The 24660-nt window shown below is 36.4% G+C and carries 30 protein-coding genes; 12 read left to right on the forward strand and 18 right to left on the reverse strand.

All coding sequences use genetic code 11. From position 1 onward, the window contains the following. Window positions 1-366 precede the first annotated feature (366 nt). On the reverse strand, window positions 367-633 hold the full coding sequence (locus EK386_RS18785) for a DUF3055 domain-containing protein (RefSeq protein ID WP_126660717.1): 267 nt from the start codon (window positions 631-633) through the stop codon (window positions 367-369). Between the two features lie 93 nt (window positions 634-726). Here EK386_RS18785 and EK386_RS18790 point away from each other — a divergent pair, with 93 nt between their 5' ends. Beyond that, window positions 727-1176 carry a DUF86 domain-containing protein gene (locus EK386_RS18790; protein ID WP_126660718.1) on the forward strand — a complete coding sequence of 150 codons (450 nt, stop codon included), beginning with the start codon at window positions 727-729 and terminating at the stop codon, window positions 1174-1176. Beyond that, window positions 1176-1946 carry a TIGR01457 family HAD-type hydrolase gene (locus EK386_RS18795; protein WP_126660719.1) on the forward strand — a complete coding sequence of 257 codons (771 nt, stop codon included), beginning with the start codon at window positions 1176-1178 and terminating at the stop codon, window positions 1944-1946. The genes EK386_RS18790 and EK386_RS18795 overlap by 1 nt, the downstream gene beginning before the upstream one ends. Before the next feature lie 191 nt (window positions 1947-2137). Here EK386_RS18795 and EK386_RS18800 read toward each other — a convergent pair whose 3' ends face one another. Next, entirely contained in the window at window positions 2138-2374 is a 237-nt protein-coding gene (locus EK386_RS18800; protein ID WP_126660720.1) for a YuzB family protein, read from the reverse strand. 203 nt (window positions 2375-2577) lie between these two features. On the opposite strand from EK386_RS18800, the gene EK386_RS18805 reads away from it, so the two are divergent. Beyond that, on the forward strand, window positions 2578-3648 hold the full coding sequence (locus EK386_RS18805) for an NAD(P)/FAD-dependent oxidoreductase (RefSeq protein WP_126660721.1): 1071 nt from the start codon (window positions 2578-2580) through the stop codon (window positions 3646-3648). Between the two features lie 73 nt (window positions 3649-3721). Here EK386_RS18805 and EK386_RS18810 read toward each other — a convergent pair whose 3' ends face one another. Next, a complete protein-coding gene (locus tag EK386_RS18810; RefSeq protein WP_126660722.1) occupies window positions 3722-4051 on the reverse strand; it encodes a YuzD family protein in 330 nt (109 codons plus the stop codon). An 83-nt stretch (window positions 4052-4134) separates the two neighbouring features. On the opposite strand from EK386_RS18810, the gene EK386_RS18815 reads away from it, so the two are divergent. Then, window positions 4135-4371, forward strand: coding sequence for a NifU family protein (locus EK386_RS18815; protein ID WP_124765504.1), 237 nt, complete (start codon window positions 4135-4137; stop codon window positions 4369-4371). A gap of 45 nt (window positions 4372-4416) precedes the next feature. Here EK386_RS18815 and EK386_RS18820 read toward each other — a convergent pair whose 3' ends face one another. Then, a complete protein-coding gene (locus tag EK386_RS18820) occupies window positions 4417-5112 on the reverse strand; it encodes a DUF2225 domain-containing protein (RefSeq protein WP_126660723.1) in 696 nt (231 codons plus the stop codon). 182 nt (window positions 5113-5294) lie between these two features. Between EK386_RS18820 and EK386_RS18825 the strand changes: the two genes are divergently transcribed. The 3 genes from EK386_RS18825 to EK386_RS18835 all read left to right on the forward strand — a co-directional run bounded on the left by EK386_RS18825 (window position 5295) and on the right by EK386_RS18835 (window position 6943). Beyond that, window positions 5295-5669 carry a HesB/IscA family protein gene (locus EK386_RS18825; RefSeq protein WP_126660724.1) on the forward strand — a complete coding sequence of 125 codons (375 nt, stop codon included), beginning with the start codon at window positions 5295-5297 and terminating at the stop codon, window positions 5667-5669. 221 nt (window positions 5670-5890) lie between these two features. Further along, complete coding sequence (locus tag EK386_RS18830; protein ID WP_126660725.1) at window positions 5891-6388, forward strand: NUDIX hydrolase; 498 nt, start codon at window positions 5891-5893, stop codon at window positions 6386-6388. Window positions 6389-6613: 225 nt separating this feature from the next. Then, window positions 6614-6943, forward strand: a complete 330-nt coding sequence (locus EK386_RS18835) for a YuiB family protein (protein WP_126660726.1) — start codon at window positions 6614-6616, stop codon at window positions 6941-6943. A gap of 54 nt (window positions 6944-6997) precedes the next feature. Here EK386_RS18835 and EK386_RS18840 read toward each other — a convergent pair whose 3' ends face one another. Next, window positions 6998-7474 (reverse strand): divergent PAP2 family protein, encoded by a 477-nt coding sequence (locus tag EK386_RS18840; protein WP_126660727.1) that lies wholly within the window; start codon window positions 7472-7474, stop codon window positions 6998-7000. A gap of 134 nt (window positions 7475-7608) precedes the next feature. Between EK386_RS18840 and EK386_RS18845 the strand changes: the two genes are divergently transcribed. Together EK386_RS18845 and EK386_RS18850 are read left to right on the forward strand one after the other, a co-directional pair. Further along, on the forward strand, window positions 7609-9126 hold the full coding sequence (locus EK386_RS18845) for a leucyl aminopeptidase (RefSeq protein WP_126660728.1): 1518 nt from the start codon (window positions 7609-7611) through the stop codon (window positions 9124-9126). Window positions 9127-9193: 67 nt separating this feature from the next. Then, window positions 9194-9400, forward strand: a complete 207-nt coding sequence (locus EK386_RS18850; protein ID WP_126660729.1) for a hypothetical protein — start codon at window positions 9194-9196, stop codon at window positions 9398-9400. A gap of 53 nt (window positions 9401-9453) precedes the next feature. Here the strand turns inward: EK386_RS18850 and mnhG are convergent, their stop codons facing one another. From mnhG to EK386_RS18885, 7 genes are read right to left on the reverse strand one after another with little or no spacing between them, the layout of a single operon-like run. Beyond that, entirely contained in the window at window positions 9454-9822 is a 369-nt protein-coding gene (gene mnhG / locus EK386_RS18855) for a monovalent cation/H(+) antiporter subunit G (protein WP_126660730.1), read from the reverse strand. Next, on the reverse strand, window positions 9806-10087 hold the full coding sequence (locus EK386_RS18860; RefSeq protein WP_126660731.1) for a Na(+)/H(+) antiporter subunit F1: 282 nt from the start codon (window positions 10085-10087) through the stop codon (window positions 9806-9808). Before EK386_RS18860 ends, mnhG begins: the two co-directional genes overlap by 17 nt. After that, entirely contained in the window at window positions 10084-10563 is a 480-nt protein-coding gene (locus EK386_RS18865; RefSeq protein WP_126660732.1) for a Na+/H+ antiporter subunit E, read from the reverse strand. The genes EK386_RS18860 and EK386_RS18865 overlap by 4 nt, the downstream gene beginning before the upstream one ends. Continuing rightward, window positions 10564-12054, reverse strand: a complete 1491-nt coding sequence (locus EK386_RS18870) for a Na+/H+ antiporter subunit D (RefSeq protein ID WP_126660733.1) — start codon at window positions 12052-12054, stop codon at window positions 10564-10566. Further along, a complete protein-coding gene (locus tag EK386_RS18875) occupies window positions 12047-12388 on the reverse strand; it encodes a Na(+)/H(+) antiporter subunit C (RefSeq protein WP_126660734.1) in 342 nt (113 codons plus the stop codon). The genes EK386_RS18870 and EK386_RS18875 overlap by 8 nt, the downstream gene beginning before the upstream one ends. After that, on the reverse strand, window positions 12388-12810 hold the full coding sequence (locus EK386_RS18880; protein WP_126660735.1) for a Na(+)/H(+) antiporter subunit B: 423 nt from the start codon (window positions 12808-12810) through the stop codon (window positions 12388-12390). Before EK386_RS18880 ends, EK386_RS18875 begins: the two co-directional genes overlap by 1 nt. Then, on the reverse strand, window positions 12807-15197 hold the full coding sequence (locus tag EK386_RS18885; RefSeq protein ID WP_439331245.1) for a Na+/H+ antiporter subunit A: 2391 nt from the start codon (window positions 15195-15197) through the stop codon (window positions 12807-12809). Before EK386_RS18885 ends, EK386_RS18880 begins: the two co-directional genes overlap by 4 nt. Window positions 15198-15389: 192 nt before the next feature. On the opposite strand from EK386_RS18885, the gene EK386_RS18890 reads away from it, so the two are divergent. Continuing rightward, window positions 15390-15953: a DUF5366 family protein gene (locus EK386_RS18890; RefSeq protein WP_126660737.1), complete on the forward strand. Its 564-nt coding sequence runs from the start codon at window positions 15390-15392 to the stop codon at window positions 15951-15953. A gap of 37 nt (window positions 15954-15990) precedes the next feature. Here the strand turns inward: EK386_RS18890 and EK386_RS18895 are convergent, their stop codons facing one another. After that, a complete protein-coding gene (locus EK386_RS18895) occupies window positions 15991-17841 on the reverse strand; it encodes a transglycosylase domain-containing protein (RefSeq protein ID WP_126660738.1) in 1851 nt (616 codons plus the stop codon). Between the two features lie 413 nt (window positions 17842-18254). On the opposite strand from EK386_RS18895, the gene EK386_RS18900 reads away from it, so the two are divergent. Both EK386_RS18900 and EK386_RS18905 read left to right on the forward strand, forming a co-directional pair. Continuing rightward, a complete protein-coding gene (locus EK386_RS18900) occupies window positions 18255-18842 on the forward strand; it encodes a peptidylprolyl isomerase (RefSeq protein WP_126660739.1) in 588 nt (195 codons plus the stop codon). A gap of 23 nt (window positions 18843-18865) precedes the next feature. Beyond that, window positions 18866-19081, forward strand: coding sequence for a hypothetical protein (locus EK386_RS18905; protein WP_126660740.1), 216 nt, complete (start codon window positions 18866-18868; stop codon window positions 19079-19081). A gap of 97 nt (window positions 19082-19178) precedes the next feature. On the opposite strand, the gene EK386_RS18910 is transcribed toward EK386_RS18905, so the two are convergent. The 5 genes from EK386_RS18910 to EK386_RS18930 form a co-directional block, all read right to left on the reverse strand. After that, complete coding sequence (locus tag EK386_RS18910) at window positions 19179-20405, reverse strand: MFS transporter (RefSeq protein WP_126660741.1); 1227 nt, start codon at window positions 20403-20405, stop codon at window positions 19179-19181. A 22-nt stretch (window positions 20406-20427) separates the two neighbouring features. Further along, window positions 20428-21699, reverse strand: coding sequence for a TRAP transporter large permease (locus tag EK386_RS18915; protein ID WP_126660742.1), 1272 nt, complete (start codon window positions 21697-21699; stop codon window positions 20428-20430). Further along, window positions 21680-22171 carry a TRAP transporter small permease gene (locus EK386_RS18920; RefSeq protein WP_126660743.1) on the reverse strand — a complete coding sequence of 164 codons (492 nt, stop codon included), beginning with the start codon at window positions 22169-22171 and terminating at the stop codon, window positions 21680-21682. Before EK386_RS18920 ends, EK386_RS18915 begins: the two co-directional genes overlap by 20 nt. A 66-nt stretch (window positions 22172-22237) precedes the next feature. Further along, a complete protein-coding gene (locus EK386_RS18925; RefSeq protein WP_126660744.1) occupies window positions 22238-23275 on the reverse strand; it encodes a DctP family TRAP transporter solute-binding subunit in 1038 nt (345 codons plus the stop codon). Window positions 23276-23348: 73 nt separating this feature from the next. Next, window positions 23349-24389, reverse strand: coding sequence for a DctP family TRAP transporter solute-binding subunit (locus EK386_RS18930; protein ID WP_126660745.1), 1041 nt, complete (start codon window positions 24387-24389; stop codon window positions 23349-23351). Between the last annotated feature and the right edge of the window lie 271 nt (window positions 24390-24660).

Consider the following 24660-nt stretch of genomic DNA (forward strand, 5'->3'; position numbering starts at 1 on the left):
TAATGGCATCTAACTTTTCTTCTAAAGTAAATTTAGACATAGAAAAACTGCACCTCCAATTATTAGATTTTGTCTAACAATTGGGGTGCAGTTCATTTTTACATGGGCGGTGTTTTTTATGCTTCTCGTATGAGTTGCTAATAAGTATTCTAAAAAAGTAGAACTTTGTGAGCGGACTTAGCACACAAGCCGCAGAGCCAACTTGTAGTTGTCTCTACGTCTTGTCTTAGTGCTTTTGTGTAAGGTCCGCTCACATGTAGTAGCGCATACAAAAGATTCTTGATTTTATACGCGGCTTACAGTGGTAGGCCGCGTTTTTTAACATGGAACTACTACTGTATTTGTTATAAAAAAATTTGAAATCAATTACCCCAACAATTCCGTCAAATACTCTCGTAAATCTTCTGCTTCTTGTTCGGTTTTGTTAAATACGTGTTCTAAGTAACCCGGTTCATCCAGGTCATCTGGTCCGATGATGGCAAATCGACCAAATTGCATATCTAAAACTAGCACTTTACCAAAAAAACGAGTAGATTGCATAATAGCTAAATCATAGCGCAATGTTTTGCCTGTAAAGCTGACGAACCTCGTTTTTGTGTCTTCTACATCATCATATAAGAAAAAACGTTCCATTTTGTTTTGTACTCCTTCTTCGTTCTACAGATATGTTACTATAGAAAAGAAACGACTATCAACTATTTAAGATTTGACTGGAGGATCTTATCCATGTATTTTGTAGACCGCAATAAAATAACAATTACACTTAACCATTTAGAACACATCTTAACAACGTTCGAAAACGAAAGCAATTGGTTAAAGGATGATATCACAACGTTAGCATTGCAACGTATTGGCCATAACGCTATGGAATCCATGATGGATGTAGGCAACTTAATTATCGATGGCTTCATTATGCGTGACCCTGGTAGCTACGATGACATTATCGATATTCTCATTGATGAAAAAGTCATTACACACGAGATGGAACAACCATTAAAAGAAGTTGTCGCATTACGTAAAATGTTAGTTCGAGAATTTGTACAAGTCGATAATGAAGAGTTGGTAAAGGTGTTAACGAATAGTTTACCAGCGATGAAACAATTCCCGAGCCTTGTTTCAAACTATTTAGTAAATGAACTTGGCCCAGTTTCGGCATTTTTACCGGAGAATGAATAATGAAGCGGTACAAAGCGTATTGTTTTGATTTAGATGGTACCGTTTATCGTGGAAAAGAAGCCATTGATTCTGCCATTCGGTTTATTCACCAATTGCAAAAAGAGGGGATCGATTATTATTTAATTACGAATAATTCATCGAAAACTCGTGAGCAATTACAAGAAGCACTCAATCAGATTGGCTTAGAAGTTTCACCACATCGCATCTATTCGAGTGCTTTAACGACAGCGAAATATGTGTCCCAGCATTTTCGCAAGGGGAAAATCCAATTTGTTGGTTCGGAAGGTTTACGTGTGGCATTGCTAGAAGAAGGCATCGAACTTGTCGATGTAGAGGATGAGACACCAGATGTAGTCGTAATGGGCATTGATAGAACCATCGATTATATGAAATTGGCGAAAGCGTCCATTGCTGTTCAAAATGGGGCAAGGCTTGTCGGAACGAATGAAGATATTAAATTCCCAACAGAGCATGGGTTTGTACCAGGGAATGGCTCATTTGTAAGACTAGTTGCTAATGTCGCTTCTGTTGAACCAGTATTTGTTGGTAAACCTTCTCCCGTTATGTTACAAGTCATTCAAGATGAGTATGGCTTTTCAAAAGAGGAGATGGTGATGATTGGGGACAATTATGATACCGATATCCTTTGTGGCATTCAGTTCGGCTGTGACACCATTCACGTCAATACAGGTGTAACAAGTACTGAGGAAGTATTGAAAAAGGATAGAAAACCAACTTATTGTGTCGAAAATCTAGATGAATTCAATTAATTGTATCCGTGCACACGTTTAATCATGTGCGCGGATTTTTTTGTTTTTGTATCTTTCGCGGAGATATTAGCCAAACTTAAGGTATTATTAGCGAAAGTGCGAAGAATATTAGCCAAATTTACTTTAATATTAGAAATCAAAAAGAACCATTTCAAAAAACAGAATGGCTCTTAAATCAATAGGGAAATCCATTAAAACAATGGATTTTCCTCTATATATTGATAAATTTTATTCGTTAATTCTTCAGGCGTATCTGCTTCAACGACATCACCGTTTACAAGGGCATATAAAGATCGATCACACTTGGTGCAATAGCTTAAGCAACCGTATTCTAGTACATCAATGTTTGGATCTCTCTCTAATGCTTCATATGTCTGTTGAGCGCCTGCTGCTAGATTGCTAATGCAAAATTCTACTAATGGATTCATGCGCTAGTGTCACCTCACTCAATGTCATGCTACTCTGTTTTGCGCCATTCGTCAACGTATGATGTTCTTGTGAAAAAATTCACAAAAAGTGAGATTAAGATATTGTGAAACTTCTCACAATAAGCTATACTATTTATGAATAAATTGTGAACGATTTTGAGAATAATCAAAATTGTCTAAAATATAGGGGAGTATTATATATTATGAAGAAACTAGTATTACTAGGTGGCGGTTACGGAAATATGCGCGTATTACTACGTCTATTACCGAGTAACTTTCCAGAAGATACGATGATTACATTAGTGGATCGAACACCATTCCATAGTTTAAAAACGGAATTTTATGCGTTAGCAGCTGGAACTTCAACAGATAAAGAGATACGAGTGAATTTCCCAGAACACCCAAGATTACAAGCTGTTTACGGTGAAATTGAAAAAATTGACCGAAAAGAAAAAACGGTACTATTAGAAGACGGTCAAGTGGTACCATATGATGATTTAGTTATTGGATTAGGTTGTGAGGATAACTATCATGGTGTACCCGGAGCCGAAGAAAATAGCTTTAGTATCCAAACTATTGCAAAATCACGTACAACGTTTGAGAAGTTATGTGGATTACCACCTGGATCTGTAGTTGGTATTGTTGGCGCAGGGTTAAGTGGTATTGAACTTGCGAGTGAATTACGTGAAAGTCGTAAAGATTTAAAAATTAAATTGTTTGATCGCTCTGACCGTATTTTACGTGACTTCCCTGAAAAACTAAGTAATTATGTAAAAGAATGGTTTGTGAAACATGATGTAGAAGTAATTGCGAATTCAAATATTACAAAAGTGGAACCTATGCACCTTTACAATCATGAAGACGTGATTGATGTGGATGCTATTGTTTGGACGGCAGGTGTTCAACCAGTAAAAATCGTTCGTGATATGGATGCTGAAAAAGACAAAAAAGGACGTCCAATTATTACAGAGCACTATCATTTAGTTGATGATGAAAATGTATTTGTAGTTGGAGATTGTGCTTCTTCTGATTTACCTGCCAGTGCACAACTTGCAGAAGAACAAGCTGAACGCGTTGTAAAAGTATTAAAACTTCGCTGGAATAACGAGCCACTACCTGAAAAATTACCTGCTATTAAATTAAAAGGCTTCATGGGATCGTTAGGTAAAAAACAAGGATTTGTTTACCTTGCTGATACGACAGTAACAGGACGTATTGCACGACTTATGAAATCAGGCTTACTTTGGATGTACAAACGACAAAATGATTCATAATGAAGTAATAATCGTAGAATTTTGACACATAATATAGAAAGCAGCATCGCGAGTTGGATGCTGCTTTCACTAATTATTCGACAGGCTTAAAACCTAACTTTTCAAGACAAGAGAATATTGGTTGGATTTGGATATACCCTTCACCAATGACTTCATTATTAATTAACACAAGTGGATAAAAAAATTCATCATTATGAATGCGCTCTGCCCACTCTTGATCTCTTTCATTATCCAATGGCTGTTCAATATCTACGTAACGGATTTCAAATGGTTGGTTTGGATACTTTCGTTGAATCGCGGCGTCTAACCATTCGTATGTATCTTTTGAAGAAGGTGCATTTACACAACTAGCACAAATTACATCTGCACCGAATATTTCTATTATGGTATTATTTTCATTCATAGAATAACAACCTTTCATAACGGAATAATGGATTTTTTCACTTTTTCACATTATAATAATTTTAATGAAAGGAGTCGAGAGAAATGACTGAATTAGAACAAAAAGAACAAGTACAAGAAGTTTTAGATAAATTACGTCCATTTTTACTACGCGATGGTGGCGACTGTGAGCTAGTAGACGTGGAGGATGGCATAGTACGTTTACGTTTATTAGGTGCATGTGGAAGCTGCCCAAGTTCTACAATTACACTAAAAGCTGGTATTGAGCGTGCCTTACTTGAAGAAGTACCAGGTATTATTGAAGTAGAGCAAGTATTTTAATGTAAAAAAGCTAACGTTTACTCTTCACTGTAAACGTTGGCTTTTTTAATTTGCTCTTTCTTTTTCTCGTAATTCCCGCACAAGTTGCCATTGCTCTTTTGCCATGTCAACTAGCTTTGCCTCTCCACCGACGCGTTGATTTTCGATGACTTTTGAGAAAAAGCGTGTGGCATTATCTAAGTCTAGTATTCTTCTAGAGAGTTCGGCAATCATGTACATGATACGCGTATCAGACATTTGCGTACCAGCATAGTCTTCTGTTGAGTAAGAAGTCATATAAAGATCACGTGCGATTTTAATAAAACGCATTTCTTGATCTTCATTTTTTAAGGTGCGGTAGATCCATCCGATACGAAGGGCCAATCCTGCGAGTGAAACAGATTTCTCCTTTTTTAATATGCCACAAAAATAAGCTAATTTATATGCCTCAAGTGCCTGGAAAACCGTACGCTCTCTATTATAGCTTCTAGGGACCCATCTACTTGAAATTTGTTCCTGAATGGTTTCACGCACACCAGGGGCAAAATATTTAACAAAGTCTTCTGTAAACGAAAACCCACAGTACTCACAGACGAATACATTGTAGTATAATGCATTAACCGTCGAATCCGCGTAAGTAGGACAAAAATCTGTATCGGTATGTTCTACTTTCACTGATTTTGTCCGTACTTTTGGTGTAGCAAATGTCTTTTTACAGCAAAGACATTCAACTTTTTTCTCATATAAGGGGGATATTTCCATAAAATCGAACCTCTCAAAAAAAATTTGTAAAACAATTATAGCAAGTCTATGGTGGGAATAGTAATTATATTTACCTATTTTTAAAAGAAATTTAACTCGGAGCAATTAGGAAAATTGAAAGCCAAAAACTTTATTTTTAGTTTTCTCCTTGCTATCATTATAACAGAAGGAAGGTGAATGGGATGACAAGTGAAAAACATGTGATTGATTTAACGGAGGCTGCAGCGTTTCGTGTGAAAGAAATGCAACAACACAATGAAGAAGAAGGTGCTTTTTTACGTGTTGCTGTGCATGGTGGAGGTTGTAGTGGGCTGTCTTACGGTATGAATTTTGACAAATCGCAAAGTGACGATGATTTTGTAGATGAACAACACGGATTAAAAATTCTTGTTTCCCGTGAGGATGCACCAATCTTAATGGGTACGAAAATTGATTATAAGCAATCTTTAATGGGTGGAGGCTTTACCATCGATAATCCGAACGCCATTGCTTCATGTGGGTGTGGAACGTCTTTTAGAACGGCTAAGATTGAAGGTACACCGGAAGTTTGTGAATAAAGATTTTTAAGGGATTTACTTGTTAGAGTTTCTAATGAGTAAATTCCTTTTTTTTGTTCATCGACCCGAATTTGAGTGAAATACTCGCGGTTTTAAGGGAAATACTCGCGGTTTTTACCAAAATACTCGCACTTTCACGCAAAATACTCGCACTTCGATTTCCTAACAAGGCACCTGAAACGATATAATAGATAATATAGTTTTTTACAAAGGGTGATAGGATGACGAAAGATCGTGGAAAAGTATGGCTTGGAGTGGCGGGAGTTGTCACAAATTCAGAAGGAAAATGGCTCGTTGTTAAAAAGAAATATAGTGGGTTAAAAGGGGTTTGGTCTTTGCCAGCAGGGTTTGTTCAGTTTGGAGAGACCGCGGATGAAGCTGTTGTTCGCGAAATAAAAGAAGAGACTGGGATTGATTGTGAAGTAACTGGATTAATCGGTTTTCGCTCAGGTGTGATCCGGAACGAAATTAGTGACAACATGGCCATCTTTTGTTGTAAGCAATTGCACCCATCACAATCGATTCAAATCCAAGAAGAAGAACTTTTTGAAGCAAAATGGTTATCCGTTGAATATCTTGCAAATAGTCCGAAATCCTCGGTAATGTTACGCGAAATGGCAAGTCATGAACTCATGCATCATCAGCTATATAAAGTGGAAGGAATTAATCCAGGAGAAATTTTCGAATATTCAACGTATAAGCTATTTTTTAATAAATAAGGGCGGAAGTAAAGTTTGCGGATTTGACATAGGACTTAACAGGTAATAAGTGAAAAATAGTAGCGTTCCTAAAGCGCGTACACTTCATTCACATTATGTCGTATGTCAATTTTGTCAAAATCGGAAATTCCTTGTTTAAAACAGCGCCCCATTTTGTATTCCTCATTTGAAACCTCTAAATATATCATGTAAACTAGTGAGAGGAAAACGGAGGTTATACATAATATGAGTGGCTCAGTTTCGATAGTGCAATTAATTATCTCAGTCGTACTTTTCTTTGTCATGTTTTTTGGCATAGGCTTTTTATTAAATATGCTTCTTCGTATGACTTGGTTAATGGCGATCGTTTATCCGGTAGTTGTAATATTCATTGTAGATGAAGTAAGTTTCTTAGATTATATTTTTAAAGCGGGCACAGCATGGCCTGCATTGTTGGACAAACTGCAAGCGCTACAGGTAGTTGATATTGCAATTCTTTCAGGTGGCTTTGCAGGTGCGATTGTTGCAGGAATTGTCATGATTTATTTAAGAAAAGCTGGATATCGAATGTTTTAAAAAAGCGAAACAGTACAACGAGTCACATCATTGTACTGTTTTTATTTTTGTAAATTATAAAATTAACGTATAAAACACCACTGCTATTAAAATTCCGGTAAAGGCACCCGAGAAGACTTCACTTGGTTTATGCCCCAGTAATGTTTTTAACTCCTCAAGCTTTTCTTTTTCATCTTTTTCAGGCCAATGTTTAACTTCACGGAAGAATAAAGTAAGTTCATTACGCATCCGATTAATGATGACGGCGTGCTGTCCGGCTTGATAACGAACTCCGCTTGCGTCATACATCACAATACTCGCGAACATAGCAGCTACGGCAAAGGTAGGGGAATCGAGTCCTGTTTCAAAACCGACTGCTGTTGCTAGACTTGTGACTGCAGCAGAGTGGGAACTTGGCATGCCACCAGTCGAAGTTAATAACGACCAGTCTATTTTTTTGGACACTAGAAAGTAAATCGGTACTTTGATAAATTGTGCAAATAAAATGGAAAACAAAGATAAAATGAGTGGGGCATTATAAAATAATTCCAAAATAAACAATCCCTACCTTTCGCTATTATTGCACCAAGTATAGCATATCCAATTCATTCAAATTCAATTAATCAGCGATCTTAATTCGAAAAATTCGTAAATTGGACTATAATAATGATATTGGAGGGAATCGCATGAAAATTGTAAAAGAAGCAAAGTCATTTGAGCAAATTAATACGGAACTTCTCATTGTGGGAGTTCAAAAAAACTGCGACCATATTAAAGGATGGAACAAGCTTGTTTCCTTTTTTGGTGAATCTCTTGAAGAATGGATTCGTTCTGGTGATATCGATACAGATCGAAAAAAAATGACGAAACTACCGTATGTAGGCTCTAACAAACAATTGAAACGTGTTTTATTTGTAGGTCTTGGCGATACAAAAACATTAACAGAAAATGTCTTACGTGAAACATTTGGCTTAGTAGGGAAGCAACTACGAAATATAAAAGCCAATGAATTTACGATTTGGTTGGAGTCCTTTACAGCGAGTCCAATTGATGAAAATGATGTAGCCTTTCTTTTTGCAGAAGGTGCAGGGCAAGGGTTTTATCAAATTCCACATTACAAAACGACATCCAATGAAATCGATACTTATTTAGATGCCGTTCATTTTGTAACAGAAGCTGATATTGATGAAATTGTTGCGAGTTATAAAGTAGGTAAAATTTATGCAGATGCAGTCAATGAAGCGCGAAATTTAGTCAATTTACCACCAAATTTACTGACGGCTACAGACCTTGCTAACTACGCAGAAGAGTTAGCTAAACAATATGACTTTGAAGTAGAAATTTTAAACAAAGCCGAATTAGAAGAGCTAGGCATGGGCGGGATTTTAAGCGTTAATAAAGGATCTAAAGAGGAGCCGCGTCTCATTACGTTAAAATACCAAGCAACGGACAATTGGGAAGAGGTAATGGGCTTAGTTGGAAAAGGTGTCACTTACGATACCGGGGGATACTCCATTAAAACAAAAACAGGTATGGTTGGTATGAAGGGCGATATGGGTGGAGCTGCTGCAGTCCTTGGTGCGATGAAAATCATTGGAGAAGTTCGACCAAACAAAAACGTTGTGGCGGTTATTGGGGCAACGGATAATATGATTTCTGGTGAGGCATTTAAACCAGATGATGTCATTACAACGTATAGTGGAAAAACAGTGGAAGTCTTAAATACAGATGCGGAAGGGCGACTCGTACTTGCAGATGCGGTATCTTATGCTAGACAACAGGGCGCTAATTACTTAATTGACGTAGCCACATTAACAGGTGGTGTGATTACGGCGCTTGGTTTTGATAAGACCGGCTCGTTAACAAATAATGAAGCATTTTTTGATGCCTTTATTGAGGCTAGTATTGAAACAGGAGAATTCGTTTGGGGTATGCCTCTTACTGAAAAGGATAAAAAACGTATTCGCAAATCCGATATTGCGGACTTAAATAATTCACCAGGTAGTGATGGTCATATGATTTTTGCAGGTGGTTTTGTTGGTGAATTTGTCGGTGATTTACCTTGGATTCATTTAGATATTGCAGGTACTTCAGATGCCGCATCCCCTCATGACTTAGGTCCAAAAGGCGGTACGGGTGTAATGGTTCGAACGTTAGCTACTTTTATTGAACGATTAGGGGAAGAGAGCAATTCATCCTTTTAAAAATAGGCGAATAGCTCAACACTCCTTTCTTTTGAAACATATGTTACAAAAGAAAAGGAGGTACAATATGGTTAATTATTATGGTGGATACAGTGGTTTCGGTGATTTTGGTTATCCATTTATCGGAGGATTTTTAGGTGGTCTTCTAGGGAACGTTATTTACCCAAATAATTATCGTTATCCGTACTATTATCAGCCTTATCCATACTATCATTATCCTAGATATAACTATCCTCATTATCCACGTAGAGGAAGACACGGTCGTTACTATTAAAAGAAAAAAGAAAAGCGCGAAATTTTTCGCGCTTTCCTTCATTTGCAAGGAATTTATTTAATCCCTTGTTCTTTTTTCATTTTTTCAACTTCTATTTTTAAATCATCTCGAACTGTGCCAGGCCAAGGTTTTACGCCAGCCAAATAAGAGGCACGAGACATAATATGCCCCCCAACAGGTCCAGTGATAAATAGGAAAAGTATCCCTAATAGTATTCCTGGATTAAAGTGATTTTCTTTTAACCAAAAGTGAAAGAATACACCAATCAAAATACACATAACCCCTAAAGTAGAACTTTTTGAAGCGGCATGTGCCCTCGTATACAAGTCTGGTAATCGATATAGACCAATTGCTGAGACAACAATAAAGAGTAAGCCGGCTAAAATAAAGAATACAATTAATATGTTAGCGAGAATTGTCACGAGTAATAATATCTCCTTTCTCTATAAATTTAGAGAAGGCAATTGTTCCGATAAATGATAAAATCGCCAGTAATAAAATAATTTCTAAAAAGAAGCTAGTCTCCACTACGATGGATAAAAGACCAACTAAAGAAATCAGTGCGACACCAATCGCATCAAGTGCCACTACACGGTCAGATGGGTTTGGGCCCTTAACAAGACGATAAAGAAGGGCAATCATTGACAAAACGATTATTAAAACTGCTGCCCATAAAAAATAGGTCATGTTTGGCTCACCTCCAGTATCGCTTTTTCAAAGGAATTTTTAATTGAATCGATTGTCTCATCGATATCATCACTGTCAATTACATGAATAAAGAGCGCTTTTGAATCATCTGATACATGCACAACGACCGTACCAGGTGTTAGTGTAATTAAACTTGAAAGAAGGGTAATTTCCCAATCTTGTGTAAGCGTCGTTTCATACTTGAAAAATGCCGGTTGCAGTTCTAATTTTGGATTTAATACAAGTTTTAGAACTGAAACGTTTGCGAGTATTAATTCTTTTATGAATAATACGGTAAGCTTAATTACTGCCCAAACACGATCTGTATAAAGTCGAGATTTAAAGAATCGTCGCATTGCTAAAATACATAATAATCCTAGTAAGTACCCGATAATAAATCGGGATACCGAATAATTTGAGGATAAAAACATCCATAAAAAGGCTAGAAATACGTTTAGTAATATTTGAAAGGACATTTATTCTCCTCCTTTCATTACTGCATCTGTGTAAATGGATGGATCAACAAGTATTTTTGCTGCATCGCCCATTAATGTTGTGATCCACTCTGTTCCAACCCCGTACAAGATCGAAATAAATACGAGTATCATTGTTGGGAAAAATAGACGATTGTAAGTTGTTTTATTTACATCGTTAGAAATTTGCCCTTGTTCGCCCCAAAATGCATAAATAAATATACGCATAACAGAAAGTAACACAACTAGACTTGAAGCTAATATGAAAATACTAGACCATATATTGTCTGCTTGGAAACCACCTTGTACGATGAGTAACTTTCCGACGAAACCACTTAATGGGGGCACGCCTGCTAACCCTAGTGCTGCAATTAAGTAAAACCATCCTAGAGCTGGGTACGTTTTCATTAAACCGCCCATTTTGCGTAAATTTGTTGTCCCTGATATATAAATCACAATTCCGATTAACATAAAGAGGGCCGCTTTAATGATCATGTCATGAACTAAATAAAACATAGCGCCTTGTAATGCCACTTCATTCATTTGTGCAACACCGAATAAAATGACCCCAACTGCGATGACGATATTATAAATAATAATTTGCTTCACATCAAAGTGTGCTAATGCACCGATACACCCAGCGATAATTGTAATGACTGATAAGATCAACAATAATTCATGGGTAAATGCTAAGTCATGTGTGAAGAAGAGCGTATATGTACGCATAATGGCATAAACGCCGACTTTTGTCAGTAGTGCACCAAACAATGCTAATACTGGAATTGGCGGTGCTGAATATGCACTAGGTAGCCAGAAATACAGTGGGAAGATCGCTGCTTTCATCCCAAATACCATTAAAAATAACACAGCAATGACAGTAATGATTCCGGGTTGGTTAATTTCAGTAATCTTTAAAGCAATGTCCGCCATACTTAATGTCCCAACAACTGAATAGAGGAAGGCTACTGTAATAACAAAAAACGCAGAAGAGATGACGTTTACTAAAATATATTTAATCGATTCCCGAAGTTGCGCTTTTTCACCGCCAAGGACGATGAGTAAATAAGAAGCCATTAATAATACTTCAAAGAATACGAAAAGATTAAAAATATCTCCTGTTGTAAAAGCCCCATTTACTCCTGTAATGATAAACATGACACCAGGATAGTAGAAGAAGCGTTCTCGCTCTTTCCCGATAGACTCAAATCCATACCATACGATAAAGAATGCTAGAATTAAAGTTGTCGTGACAAGCAATGCTGAAACCATATCGGACACCATTGTAATACCGAATGGTGCTGGCCAACTACCAAATGTCACTGTCTGTGGACCATCTGCATGTACTTTATAGACTAATCCCAATGCGCCAATTATCGCCATTAATAACCCTAGTAATGTTGTAATACGCTGATAGGCTAATTTTTTTTGACCGAACATTAAAATCATACCGAAGAAAAATGGAATGATTATTGGGAGTAAAAGGAAGTTATTCATGATCCTCACTTCCTTTCATTAAAGTCATATCATCAGTTTGTAATTCTTGGTAAGCGCGGTATGCTAGTACTAAAAAGAATGCGGTTACACCAAAGCTAATTACAATTGCTGTTAGAATTAGCGCTTGGGGTATTGGATCGACATAGTCTGTTACACCGTCTGATAAAACTGGTGGTGCACTGCCTTTAAAACTCCCCATTGTCAGGATAAGTAAGTGAGCACCATGACTTAATAATCCTGTCCCAATAATAATACGCAGTAAACTACGTGATAAAATTAAATAGATTGCAGCCATAAAGAGAAAGCCGCAGACAAAAGCCATAATTATTTCCATTATTCATCCTCCCCAATCGTTTGAATAATGGTCATCGTAACACCAACAACAACCAAATAGACCCCTAAGTCGAATAAAGCAGCCGTATGAAGCGATGTTTTACCGATCAAGGGTAAGTAAAAATAATCGAAATAGTGGGTGAAGAATGGTTCATTCATAAACATGGAGAATGCTGCCGTTCCCCCCGCAATAATTAACCCTACTGCAACTAAAGAAAGATAGTTAATGGGTATGATCGATTGTACTGTTTTAATATCAAATGCGATGACCAGTAAAACGATTGCACTGGCAGTAACTAAACCCCCGACAAATCCTCCACCAGGTGTATAGTGTCCTGCAAAGAAAATGTGAACAGCGTAGAAGAAAATTATGAAAAACACTAATTTCGCTGTAAATTGTAATATGACATCATTTGTTTTCATAATTTCCCTCCTTTTTTGCTCAGTCGTAATTTAATCATTGCATAGATCGCCATCCCCGCAATAGCAAGTACTGTAATTTCAAATAAAGTATCAAATCCACGATAGTCTACTAAAATTACGTTTACAATATTTCCGCCACCAGCAAGGGAATAAACCGTTTCTTTGTAATATTTCGCGATGGACTCGATATATTTTTGTGAATGGGCTGATAAGGCTACTAAAGTAACCATGACCCCTACGGCAATCGATACAAAAGCTCTCCCAAAACGGAAGCGAGTACGTTCTTCAACCTTTTGGAACTTTGGTAAATGATAAAAAGCTAACAAGAATAAAGCTACCGAAATCGTTTCAATTACTAACTGTGTTAAAGCTAAGTCAGGTGCGTTAAACATAACGAAGAATAGCGATACCGTATAACCAACTGCACCTAATGCGATAATGGATGTCATACGAGATTTTGCAAATACAGTAGTAATCGTACCAATCACTAATACAAGAATTAATAACAATTGTGAAATTCGGATTGGTGAAGCACCAACAAAGGTAACTTTAAAGCCATCTTTAATAAATAAAGTGCCGATTACGATGAACGCAATGCCACTAAACATATAAGCTAAATAACCACGTATAGATCCTGTCATGTAAAGACCCGAGAAATTTCTCATCCATTTATCACTAAATTCATATACGATAAAGTCATATAAATTATTTAGCGTTAGCTTAGGAGGAGATGCTTCATACATCTTTTGCCATTTGGATAGTACTAGGAATAGCAGGAACCCAATTACAATAATTCCGATTGTCATCCATAATTCTGGTTGGAAACCGTGCCAAGCCGAAATGTGAATATCTACCTGATCAGGGTTTGTATAAAGGAACGGCTGAATGGCCACCACAGCAGGTTTAATAAATGTATCCGCAATGACATTTGGAATAAAGAATATTGTGACAACTAAAGATGCTAAAATAACTGGAGAAATTAACATACCAATCGGAGCTTCGTGTGGTTTAGTTGGTAATTCTTCGGGTTTGTATTTTCCTGTAAATGTTTTAAAGACAAAGTAAAAGCTATAGATGAAGGTAAATACACTTGCAATCCAAGCAATGACAGGGAAAAGAATTCCCCATGTAGAGAAATTGTAAAAATCAAACTCTTTCACAGATAACATAGCCGTTAGGAACATTTCTTTACTTAAAAAACCGTTGAATGGAGGTAAACCGGCCATTGAAAAACTTCCAATTAAAGCGACTGTAAAACTTACAGGCATAATGCTCATAAGTCCGCCAAGTTTCCGTATATCACGTGTACCTGTTTCATGGTCTACAATACCTGCAATCATGAATAAACTACCTTTAAAGGTTGCATGATTAATTAAATGGAAAATGGCTGCGAATGCTGCATATTTAAAAATCGTATCTTGGGCACCGTCTACATGGTAGGCGATTGCGCCAACACCTAATAAAGACATGATTAATCCTAGCTGACTAACCGTTGAGAATGCTAGAATCCCTTTTAAATCGGTTTGTTTAACTGCAAAGAATGAACCCCAGAATAATGTGAGTAAACCAATTCCGGCAACAAGCCAAATCCATACTTCAGACAGTGCAAAGATGGGAGTAAAGCGTGCTACTAAATAAATACCAGCTTTTACCATTGTTGCTGAGTGGAGGTAGGCACTAACAGGTGTAGGTGCTTCCATTGCATCTGGTAACCAAATATAAAATGGGAACTGTGCAGATTTCGTAAAGGCACCGAGTAAAATTAAAATAAGTGCGAAGATGAACGTATCATGTGTCGCTAATTCAGGTGCAATTTCAATTAATTCACGAATGGAGAATGTTTCTCCCATAATGGATAGAAGAACAAATCCCCCAAGCATCATCATTCCACCGCCGACTGTAATCAGCGTGGATTTAAGTGCGCCAAAGCGTGATTTGTCACGGTTGTACCAATAACCGATTAATAAGAAGGAGGAAATCGATGTTAACTCCCAAAATAAATAAAGTGTAATCATATTATCGGATTGGACAACACCAAGCATAGCGGACATAAACATTAACAAATAGATGTAAAAGTTATGAAGCTGTTCCTTCGTACGATCTAAATAATAAATCGAATATAAGACAACTAGTGCACCGATTCCTGAAATAAGTAAAGAAAACAATAAACTTAATCCATCAAGATACGACACAAAGGAAATACCAAGTGAAGGAATCCAATCGAACTGCGCTATAATCGTTTCCCCTTTGGAAATTATAGGAACATACGAAGCGTAAAAAATTACCAAAAATAGTGGTGCGATTAAAACGAACCAACCTGTATGTATGGAGCGAATCTTCTTAAAGAAGAACGGCATAAATAGCGCAGCGATTAACGGAATAAACATACATAAAACTAGAAACAAAATAATCCCCCTTTCTAAAATTAAAAGAAAAAATAATAAATTTCTCGAACATTCAATATTATATCATGTATACTAGGTGAATTCACTTGCCTACACGGTTTATCTGTTCTTAATTGTTAGCAATTATTCGTCGATATATATATGTAGAAAAAATAAATTTTGAAGGAAATTGTCATGAAAAATCCATATTTGTACGGTTATTTACCATTATTCACGATTTTATTGTTCAGTTTGACGTTTGGAATCTATACAGTTGGTGTTTCATTAGAAGTGTTAACATCAATTGGTGTCTATGCTGGAATGCGCGAATTTCTATCAGATTTAGAATTAAGAATTTTGTTACTCATTGTATTTTCACTTTGTTTTTTTATGCTATTTTCTGCATTGAAATTAATTGGGGAAACCATCCATGAAGTGGGGATGCTCTTTTTTTCGAAAGATAATGTGGGGGAAACGATTAGTGCTGCTCGCGGTGGTTATGTCATTTTCTTCTTTGGCTCACTTGCATCAGCTTTTGGTATTCAATCCATTATGATTCTAGTGATTGTATTATTATTAACGGTATTAGTATATTTTGTTTATAACGTCTATAAAATGAGTCAATTTCTTTCGATGCAAGGAACAATCGGGCTAATCTTTTTTGAAGTCCTATTTTGGGCCATCTTTGTTACACTGATCCTTTTTGTCGTGTTAAAGCTATATAACGGCATTTTAGCGAGTTTACCTTTTGCAAATTAAAATGAGGAGGCGATGTTGATAATCGCTCCTCATTTTTTTAATTCATAATCGTATTAAAAATCGAAAAATGGATTTGGTCATTTTCTAAAGCTTGCATTGATTTGGGTGTATCGTAACCAATCCAAATGGCTGTCGTGTACTCATTCGTTAATCCAGCGAGCCAAAAATCTTTATAGTCATTTGTTGTCCCTGTTTTCGCCCCAAGATAGGATGAGTTGCTTCGTAAACCTCTACCCGTTCCGCTCGTCACCACATCTCGTAGGACAGAACGCATAGAACGAACTGTTTGCTCACTCCATATTCTTTCCCTTTCAGTAGGCCAAGTGTAAAGAATATTTCCATCTTTATCTTTTACATGGCGAATACTGTGAACCTGATTATACGTACCATCAATAAAACTTGTATAAGCATCTGCCATTTCTAATGTTGTGACACCATACGTTAAACCACCTAACCCTGCTGCATACGTTTTATCTTGTTCCACAATCGATTTGAAATTAAAGCGGTTTATATATCCAAAACCTGTCTCAAGACCGATTTGTTGGAACAGTCGAAGGGCAGAGGTGTTATAACTATGTCGAAATGCCGTTGAGATAGAAACATTTCCGTAAACGCCACCACCATAATTTTGTGGACAAAAGTTCCCGATGCAAAAGCGACCACCACTAACAATGGAGTTAGGTGTATAATTTGTTGTTTCAAAAAGTGGTGCATAAACAATTAGCGGTTTAAATGCCGATCCAGGTTGACGGGTACCTTGATAGGCACGATGAAAGTCCAATTTTTTATAATCCTTTCCACCATACAGACTGACGATTTCCCTGGTTGTATTATCAATCACTACAGCACTCGCTTGGAGAGAACCAGATCCTAATATTGCATTGATTTGTTGTTCGTCATTTGTTTGTTTTTCAGGATGTAATGCGGTTTCAATCATAATTCCGGATTGTAAAAGCTGGTTGAATTTCTGATTGATTTGCTCTTGTATGAGTTGTTCTTCTTCTTTCGTTTGGACTTTTTGTAATTGCTCATTAAATCCATCATTTTGTGCAATTAAAAGTTTTAATTCATGCATGACATATGTACTGTAAGTCGGGTACTGTTGAATTTTCGATTTTAAATTTAAGGCAATTGCTTCTTGCTTAAAGGATTGTGCTTCTTCGGTTGTAATGACATCTTTCTCTGCTAATAAATCAATTAATCTTTCTTGTCTTGCTTTTGTATTATCGAAATGTATTAAAGGATCGTACAGAGATGGATTATTTGGTATAGCTGCAATAAAGGCCATTTGCGGTATCGTTAGTTGGGCTAAAGGTTTTTGAAAATAATAAGTAGCCGCTGCACCAATCCCGTATACTTGATTGCTAAAATAAATTTCATTCAAATACATTTCTAAAATTGTATTTTTATCATACATTTGCTCTAGTTCATAGGCATAAAACAATTCTGTTAATTTCCGCTCATACGTTTTTTCCTCTGATAGATAGCGCATGCGTACAAGTTGTTGGGTGATGGTGCTTCCACCTTGTTCGATCGATTGTTCGGAGGAGTTAACCACAACGGCTCGAGTAATAGCACTTAAGTTAAATCCTATATGTTCAAAGTATTGTTGATCTTCGCTTAGTAAGAAAAGCTGCTTGACGACTTCAGGGATTTCTTTTAAAGGGAGTGGTTGTCTCCATTCCACGTACTCTTCACTAAAAATTTGTCCGTTTCGATCAACCATCGTTACAGGTAACTGACTTTTCATTTCAGGAAGTTGTATTTCATTGTGTATTTGTTCTTCATAAGTTTTTGCAACGGCAATCTCATTCCAAATTTCACGACTGATAAAAAATAAAAATGGAAACGAACAAATAATGAAGAGAAATCCTACTACTTGTTTCATTCAATATTCCTCCAAAATAGACCTTACATGAAGAATACCATATATTCAAAAAAGGAGAGAGGGTCATAAGTAATAAAGGGTGCATCCGAAAATATCATTTTGGGATGCACCCTTTGCGATGAGGATTGTGACAATTTATTGTTACTACCGAAGGAGCAAAGATTTTTAGCCATATTATATCATTAGAAGTATAGTTGTTCAGAAAGTGTGATGCTTTCTGGACAACCCTAGTAGAGCTAGACATATTCTTTTAATACATCGTCAAAATACTTTTTCGGTAAAAAGTATGAGCAGGTTATTAGCAGAAAAATAAAACTTATTATGGTACACTGTAACGAGGAATAAAAAGAGATTTTGTTCTAAGGAAAAACCTTAAAAAAACAATGATTTTAATTAAAGGAGCGACTCACATTATGTTTCCACAATTAACAAAAGAATTAAATCCTGGTGAAGTACTAGTAGAAATGAATACAACGTTAGGTGCAGTTAAAATAAAGCTATTCCCAGAACATGCACCAAAAACAGTAGAAAACTTCTTAGGTCATGCAAAATCAGGTTACTATAACGGAATCATCTTCCACCGAGTAATTACAGACTTCATGATTCAAGGTGGAGACCCAACTGGTACAGGTATGGGTGGAGAGTCAATTTGGGGAAATTCATTTGAAGATGAATTCAATGAAAAACTATTTAACCTACGTGGTGCGCTTTCAATGGCGAATGCCGGTCCAAACACAAATGGTTCACAATTTTTCATCGTACAAATGCAACATACACCAAATAATATGATTGCACAAATGGAGCAAGCAGGTTATCCAAAAGAAATCGTAGAAGAGTATGCTAAAACGGGCGGTACTCCTTGGTTAGACTTCAAACATACTGTATTTGGACATGTTGTTGAAGGTATGGACATTGTTGACAAAATTGCGAACGTTGAAAAAGATATGCGCGATAAACCACTTGAAGATGTTAAAATAGAGTCGATTACTGTAATCGAATAATTCTTGAAAGAAGTGACCATATAATGGATCAGTTACTATTATTTAGTTTTTTATCTTTCCCTGATGATAAAACAACATATATCCCGGCGATTATTGAATTAATCTTTGTCGTTGCGCTTTGTGGTGTTGCCTTAATGGCGTTTAAGCGAATTTCGAAAAAGCAAGAAATGAAAACGAAAGCGCTTGAGGAAAGCATTTTACGTGAAAGACAACAAAATGCACAAAATACAAATCAATAAAGAAAAGGAGAGGTATCACGACGGTACCTCTCCTTTTCATGTGAAATTCTAAATTGTTCATTAATATTCTAATAAAGTATTAATTTGTGAGCGGACTTCATTCACTAGTATTTCTATATGCTAAGTTCGCGTGTTTGTTTTGAATAAGCTTCAATGAAAATTGTAAGAACACTAAATAAATGATTGGTAATGCAAGTGTGAAGTAAATAATGCCTTGCCACTTCCATAAATCCCATAAAGGTCCAATTAGTGTACTACCCGATGCGACTCCAATATAGTAAGCAACTAAATATAAACTAGAGGCACTTCCTTTTAAGTGTGTAGCCGTTCTACTGACGGAAGCTGCTGTTAGTGAATGGGCTGTAAAAAAGCCAAAGCAAAGAATACATAACCCAATTAATACAACCAGTAAGGAAGCGTGCAAGGTGCAAGCAACCCCGATAATTAATATTAGGATGGCCACTACGCGTATTTTTTCTAATGTGAAGCGATTGGATAGCCAACTCGCAATGGGGGCACCGAGTATGCCAAATGCATAGGCAAAGTAAATGTATGAAATGGTTTCAAGGGATAGCGAAAATGGTGGGGAAGATAAATGGAACGGTAAATATGTCCATGTCCCTGTAAACGTTACTTGTAACACAATTCCAAGGCCAAACATTAAAAGAAGCGCGGGATTTCTTAAATGGTAGCTAAAGCCGATTAAGTCTTCTTTGAAGCTTCTATTTCTAGATATAAAATTTTTAGATTTAGGTAGAGTAATCAGCACGATGATTAGCACAATGATTCCGAAGATGACGATCAAGCTTAACGACAATTGCCAATTGTAACGCTCTGCTACAAACCCAGCAACAATTCGCCCAATCATTCCACCGAGTGCGTTCGTTGAGATATAAAGGGCAGTTGCAAGGGAGCTTGACTTCGCATCAATCTCCTCGCCAATATAGGCAAGTGCCGCTGCTGGTACTCCTGCTAGCGTAAACCCTTGTATAAAACGTAATACGACAATGATAAAATAGGAATCCATAAACGGAATGATGATAAATGGCAGAATAGAAAGAAAAATGGACAGTTTTATAAATAAAACTCGTCCATTTCGATCTGACAAAAAACCTAAAACAATTAGTCCGATTATGAGTGAAACTGTTGTTATAGACATTGACATACTTGAATAGGAAACAGAGATGTCATAGCTTTTCGTTAAGACAGGGAGGAGAGGTTGAAATGAGTAAAAGGCTGCAAAGGTAAACATCGATGCAAGGCCTAAACTCATCACAACAATCCAAAACTGTTTATCTTTTAATTCATACCCCTTTGTGTACATTTAGAACACCTTCTTCAGATTGTCATTCACCGCTTCCAAAAGGTAACCATAGCGACATTTGTGGGAATATTACAACTGCGGCTAAGAATAAAATCATTAAAATAATGAATGGAATTACCCCTTTAACTACAACGCCAAGTTTTTCTTTGGCAATACCACTTACTACGAATAAGTTTAGTCCAACTGGTGGAGTAATCATACCAAGCTCTAAGTTGATTACCATAATAATAGCAAAGTGATAAAGGTTAATATCAAAGTGAGCTAAGATTGGTAGTAAAATTGGTAGTACGATTAAAATGATTGATACAGCTTCTAAGAACATTCCTAAAATAAAGAATAAAATGTTTACGATAATCATAAATGTCCATTTATTCATACCGCTTTCAGAAATCCATGCCCCAACTTCTTGTGGAACTTGTTCATTTGTTAAATATAAACCAAATAATGATGCAGCACCGATAATTAAGAAGATCATCGCAGTAACATTGATTGATTCAACAAAGATTGGACGAAGATCGCGCCATTTTAATTCGCGATAAACAAATGCAGATACGATTAAACCATAAACAACAGCAATTACAGCTGATTCTGTTGGCGTAACAGCACCAGAATAAATCGAACCTAAAATTAATACTGGTAAAAATGCGCCCCAAATTGCTTTTAAAGAACGACGACCACGTTCACCCCAAGAAGCTTTAGCATCGCCTCTGAAGCCGTTTTTCTTAGCATAGAAAATTGCTGCGATGATTAATACAGCTGTTAATCCTAGTCCAGGAATAACACCTGCTAAGAATAATTTCCCAATAGACTCTTCAGATGTAATACCATAGATAATTAATGGAACACTTGGAGGAATTAAAATCCCTAACGTACCCCCAGCAGCTACAAGACCTAATGAGTATTTTTTGTCATAACCTGCAGCTAGCATTGCTGGGATCATAATTGAACCGATTGCAGCAGCTGTAGCAGGAGAAGAACCGGAAATTGCGGCGAAAATCGCACAAGCTAAAATTGTTACTACGGATAAACCGCCTGGTAAGTGACCTACCCATGAACGCAATGCTTCAATTAAATATTTTGAAATACCACCACGCGCCATGATTACCCCAGCTAAAACGAATCCTGGAATCGCCATCATAGGGAAGGAGTCAAGGGCTGTGAACATACGTTGTGGCATCATGTTCATATTGAAATCTGACATAAATAATACGAAAATTGTAGACAATGCTAAACTAATCGCAACGGGTACACGTAAAAATACTAAAACGAAGAAACTAATTAAGAGGGTTAGCATACTCTTCATCCTTTCTACGCAGAATGTTTACTAATCTCTCGATGAAACGAAGTAAGAATAGTACGCCTGAAATTGGTAGTATTAGGTAAATAACCCACATAGGAATCCCTACATCAAGTGATACCATTCCAGAAGAGTAACGATTTTCTACAAGTACGAAACCGTAATATGTATAAATCAAACAGAATGCAATACTCAAAGTTGTCGCTACAATATTTAGAATAAATTGCATTGGTTTATTAAGTTTGTCGAATAAAATATCAACTTGAATATGTTGATTATGTTTTAAAGCCATTCCAAATCCTAAGAACGTACCCCAAATGATTGAGTAACGTGCAATTTCCTCAACCCATGCTTGTGGGTCATTAAAAATGTAGCGCATAACTACTCCATAGAAAATTAAAAAGATACCGACTGCAAAAACGATTCCCGCAGCAATTTCTTCAAAGTACGACCAAATTTTCTGTAGCATTTTTTATTTCACTCCTTTTTATTTAAAAAAGTGGAGTGCCGAAAAGTTCGGCACTCGTAGATAAAACTATTTTAAAGCTTCAATACCTTCGATTAATTCAGGAGTAATTGTTTCGCTGAATTCTTCGTATACAGGTTGTAATGCTTCTTTTAAAGCGTCACGTTCTTCTTGTGACATTTCATAAACTTCTACTACACCAGAAGCTTTTACGTTTTCTAAAGATTTCGCATTTTCATCAGCTGCTAATTCTTGAGCAAATGTAGTTGCTTCAGTAAGAGCTTCTTCAACTTGAGTTAATAAGTCAGCTGGAATTGAATCCCAGAATGTTTTATTAACGAAGATTCCATAGTCAAGACGACCGTGTGCAGATGTTGATAAGTATTTTTGTACTTCATAGAATTTCATTGTGTCAAAGTTGTTATATGGGTTTTCAGCACCGTCAACAGTACCTTGTTGTAATGCCGCATACGTTTCACCGAATGCGATTGTTGCAGAACCTGCACCTAAAGTTTTAAATTGTGCTTCTAAAACTTGTCCAGCTTGAGCACGGAATTTTAAACCTTTGAAATCTTCAACAGTTACTAATGGGTTTTTATTGTTTGAGAAATGTTTGAATCCGTTTGGCCAGAAAGCAAGACCTTTAATATCGTTTGCTGATAATTGATCAGAGTTCATTAAATCTTTTGCAACATCTGAGTTAAAGAATGCTTGTACATGCTCATCGTTTTCGAATAAGAAAGGCATGTCAACATATTGCCAGCGTGGGTCGATTTTCACCATTTTTGTTACAGAAGGAGCGATCATATGTACGTTCCCAGAAACTAATGCATCAAGCTCGTCATTATCTCCGTATAATTGAGAAGATGGGTAAACCTCAACTTTTACTTTACCTTCAGTTTTTTCTTTTACTAATTCAGCAAATTTATCTGCTGCTTTACCTTTTACACTATCGATTGCTGTAACGTGTGAGAACTTGATAATTAATGGTTTGTCAGCAGTATACTCGTCAGCTGATTTCGCATCGCTACCTTCTTCTTTGCCGCCACAAGCTGCTAGTACTAGTACAAGTGCACTAATAACCGTTAGCAAAAGCCACTTTTTCATTTTGTTTCCCCCTTAGATTTAGTTATATATTGTTAAAAGAGATGAAAAACTCTTTATAACCAAAGTAAATTTGTTAATTCTTTTGGAATTTCGGTAGAGCATTAATAAATTGATCATTATAATGTTCCTTGTAAAACTTATAAACAGGTTGTAATTTTTCCTCCCAGACTACTTGATCCTCACTAGTTAAATAGTGTAGTTGGATACAATCACACTTTTCGATTTCTAACAATTTTTCGTCATTCATTTTTTTTGTAAGCTGCCATTCCCACTGTTCGACATCCTTTAACGTATCTGTTAAAAGGTGTTGAACATCTTCGGGTAGACCGTTCCAAAACTCTAAATTGAATAATAGAAAATAGCCAAGATATCCATGGTTACTAATTGTTAAGTAGTCCTGCAAAGAATAAAAGTTTTTGCTCGTAATGTTTGTAAGAGTATTTTCTTGACCATCTACATTTCCTTGTTGTAGCTGGTTAAATACGGTATTAAACTCTGTTCGTTTTGAATGGGCTTCTAATGTTGTATATTGCTTCGCTAAAATGTCACTCGGCATAATACGCATTCTTAATCCTTTTAGATCGGAGTAATGATGAATTGGGCGAATACTATTACTAATTTGTTTAAACCCGCTATCCCATAATCCAACAGCCATTAAGTTATGATTTTTCAACTTGTCTGTAAGCTTTTTCCCTACATTACTTTTTGCATATTCATGAACTTCGTCTAACGTATAAAACGCATAGGGTAAATCAAAGACAGATACTTCAGGAACGATGCTTGTTAGTTTGGAAATAGCTGGTGCAATCATCTGAATATCTCCACGAGTAAGCGCATTCATTTCCTCGCCATCTTTATAAAGCATACCGTTTGAAAATACTTGTACTTCTACATAGCCATTACTACGTTCTTTTATAAGCTCCGCAAATTTTCTTGCCGCCATTCCTTTTGGTGTATCTTCACCAACAACATGTGAAAAACGAATAACAATTCGTTCATCACTACCTAATTGTTCGTAGTCCACCGGGAATTGTTCTGAATGACAGGAGGAAAGGGTGACGACTGATATTATGGAAATAAATAAAAATGCAATAATTCCATAAATTCGTTTCATGAAAATCCTCTCCCGACAAGATTTATAGCGAATAACTACATCATAATAGAAATTGAATTATTCACAATATTGTGGTGATATTGGACATTTTGGTCTTTGTGGTATATAACAAATTTCATATTATTTCACCTGTTATAAAACAAAGAAAAAAGCTTATAAACGTTAGTTTATAAGCTTTCAGACTGTAGACAAACTCGATAAATTTCGAGTTTGCCTACAGTCTTTTTTCTTTTACAATAAACTCAAGAGATTTCTAAAGGTAAAACGAAAA

The sequence above is a fragment of the Lysinibacillus antri genome, assembly GCF_003977595.1.
Lineage (GTDB): Bacteria > Bacillota > Bacilli > Bacillales_A > Planococcaceae > Ureibacillus > Ureibacillus antri.

Coding starts and splice junctions, on each gene's coding strand:
- EK386_RS18785 (WP_126660717.1), bottom strand. CDS start 633: ATGGAACGTTTTTTCTTATATGATGATGTAGAAGACACAAAAACGAGG.
- EK386_RS18790 (WP_126660718.1), top strand. CDS start 727: ATGTATTTTGTAGACCGCAATAAAATAACAATTACACTTAACCATTTA.
- EK386_RS18795 (WP_126660719.1), top strand. CDS start 1,176: ATGAAGCGGTACAAAGCGTATTGTTTTGATTTAGATGGTACCGTTTAT.
- EK386_RS18800 (WP_126660720.1), bottom strand. CDS start 2,374: ATGAATCCATTAGTAGAATTTTGCATTAGCAATCTAGCAGCAGGCGCT.
- EK386_RS18805 (WP_126660721.1), top strand. CDS start 2,578: ATGAAGAAACTAGTATTACTAGGTGGCGGTTACGGAAATATGCGCGTA.
- EK386_RS18810 (WP_126660722.1), bottom strand. CDS start 4,051: ATGAATGAAAATAATACCATAATAGAAATATTCGGTGCAGATGTAATT.
- EK386_RS18815 (WP_124765504.1), top strand. CDS start 4,135: ATGACTGAATTAGAACAAAAAGAACAAGTACAAGAAGTTTTAGATAAA.
- EK386_RS18820 (WP_126660723.1), bottom strand. CDS start 5,112: ATGGAAATATCCCCCTTATATGAGAAAAAAGTTGAATGTCTTTGCTGT.
- EK386_RS18825 (WP_126660724.1), top strand. CDS start 5,295: ATGACAAGTGAAAAACATGTGATTGATTTAACGGAGGCTGCAGCGTTT.
- EK386_RS18830 (WP_126660725.1), top strand. CDS start 5,891: ATGACGAAAGATCGTGGAAAAGTATGGCTTGGAGTGGCGGGAGTTGTC.
- EK386_RS18835 (WP_126660726.1), top strand. CDS start 6,614: ATGAGTGGCTCAGTTTCGATAGTGCAATTAATTATCTCAGTCGTACTT.
- EK386_RS18845 (WP_126660728.1), top strand. CDS start 7,609: ATGAAAATTGTAAAAGAAGCAAAGTCATTTGAGCAAATTAATACGGAA.
- EK386_RS18850 (WP_126660729.1), top strand. CDS start 9,194: ATGGTTAATTATTATGGTGGATACAGTGGTTTCGGTGATTTTGGTTAT.
- EK386_RS18860 (WP_126660731.1), bottom strand. CDS start 10,087: ATGACCTATTTTTTATGGGCAGCAGTTTTAATAATCGTTTTGTCAATG.
- EK386_RS18865 (WP_126660732.1), bottom strand. CDS start 10,563: ATGTCCTTTCAAATATTACTAAACGTATTTCTAGCCTTTTTATGGATG.
- EK386_RS18870 (WP_126660733.1), bottom strand. CDS start 12,054: ATGAATAACTTCCTTTTACTCCCAATAATCATTCCATTTTTCTTCGGT.
- EK386_RS18875 (WP_126660734.1), bottom strand. CDS start 12,388: ATGGAAATAATTATGGCTTTTGTCTGCGGCTTTCTCTTTATGGCTGCA.
- EK386_RS18880 (WP_126660735.1), bottom strand. CDS start 12,810: ATGAAAACAAATGATGTCATATTACAATTTACAGCGAAATTAGTGTTT.
- EK386_RS18885 (WP_439331245.1), bottom strand. CDS start 15,197: ATGTTTATTCCGTTAATCGCTGCGCTATTTATGCCGTTCTTCTTTAAG.
- EK386_RS18890 (WP_126660737.1), top strand. CDS start 15,390: ATGAAAAATCCATATTTGTACGGTTATTTACCATTATTCACGATTTTA.
- EK386_RS18895 (WP_126660738.1), bottom strand. CDS start 17,841: ATGAAACAAGTAGTAGGATTTCTCTTCATTATTTGTTCGTTTCCATTT.
- EK386_RS18900 (WP_126660739.1), top strand. CDS start 18,255: ATGTTTCCACAATTAACAAAAGAATTAAATCCTGGTGAAGTACTAGTA.
- EK386_RS18905 (WP_126660740.1), top strand. CDS start 18,866: ATGGATCAGTTACTATTATTTAGTTTTTTATCTTTCCCTGATGATAAA.
- EK386_RS18910 (WP_126660741.1), bottom strand. CDS start 20,405: ATGTACACAAAGGGGTATGAATTAAAAGATAAACAGTTTTGGATTGTT.
- EK386_RS18915 (WP_126660742.1), bottom strand. CDS start 21,699: ATGCTAACCCTCTTAATTAGTTTCTTCGTTTTAGTATTTTTACGTGTA.
- EK386_RS18920 (WP_126660743.1), bottom strand. CDS start 22,171: ATGCTACAGAAAATTTGGTCGTACTTTGAAGAAATTGCTGCGGGAATC.
- EK386_RS18925 (WP_126660744.1), bottom strand. CDS start 23,275: ATGAAAAAGTGGCTTTTGCTAACGGTTATTAGTGCACTTGTACTAGTA.
- EK386_RS18930 (WP_126660745.1), bottom strand. CDS start 24,389: ATGAAACGAATTTATGGAATTATTGCATTTTTATTTATTTCCATAATA.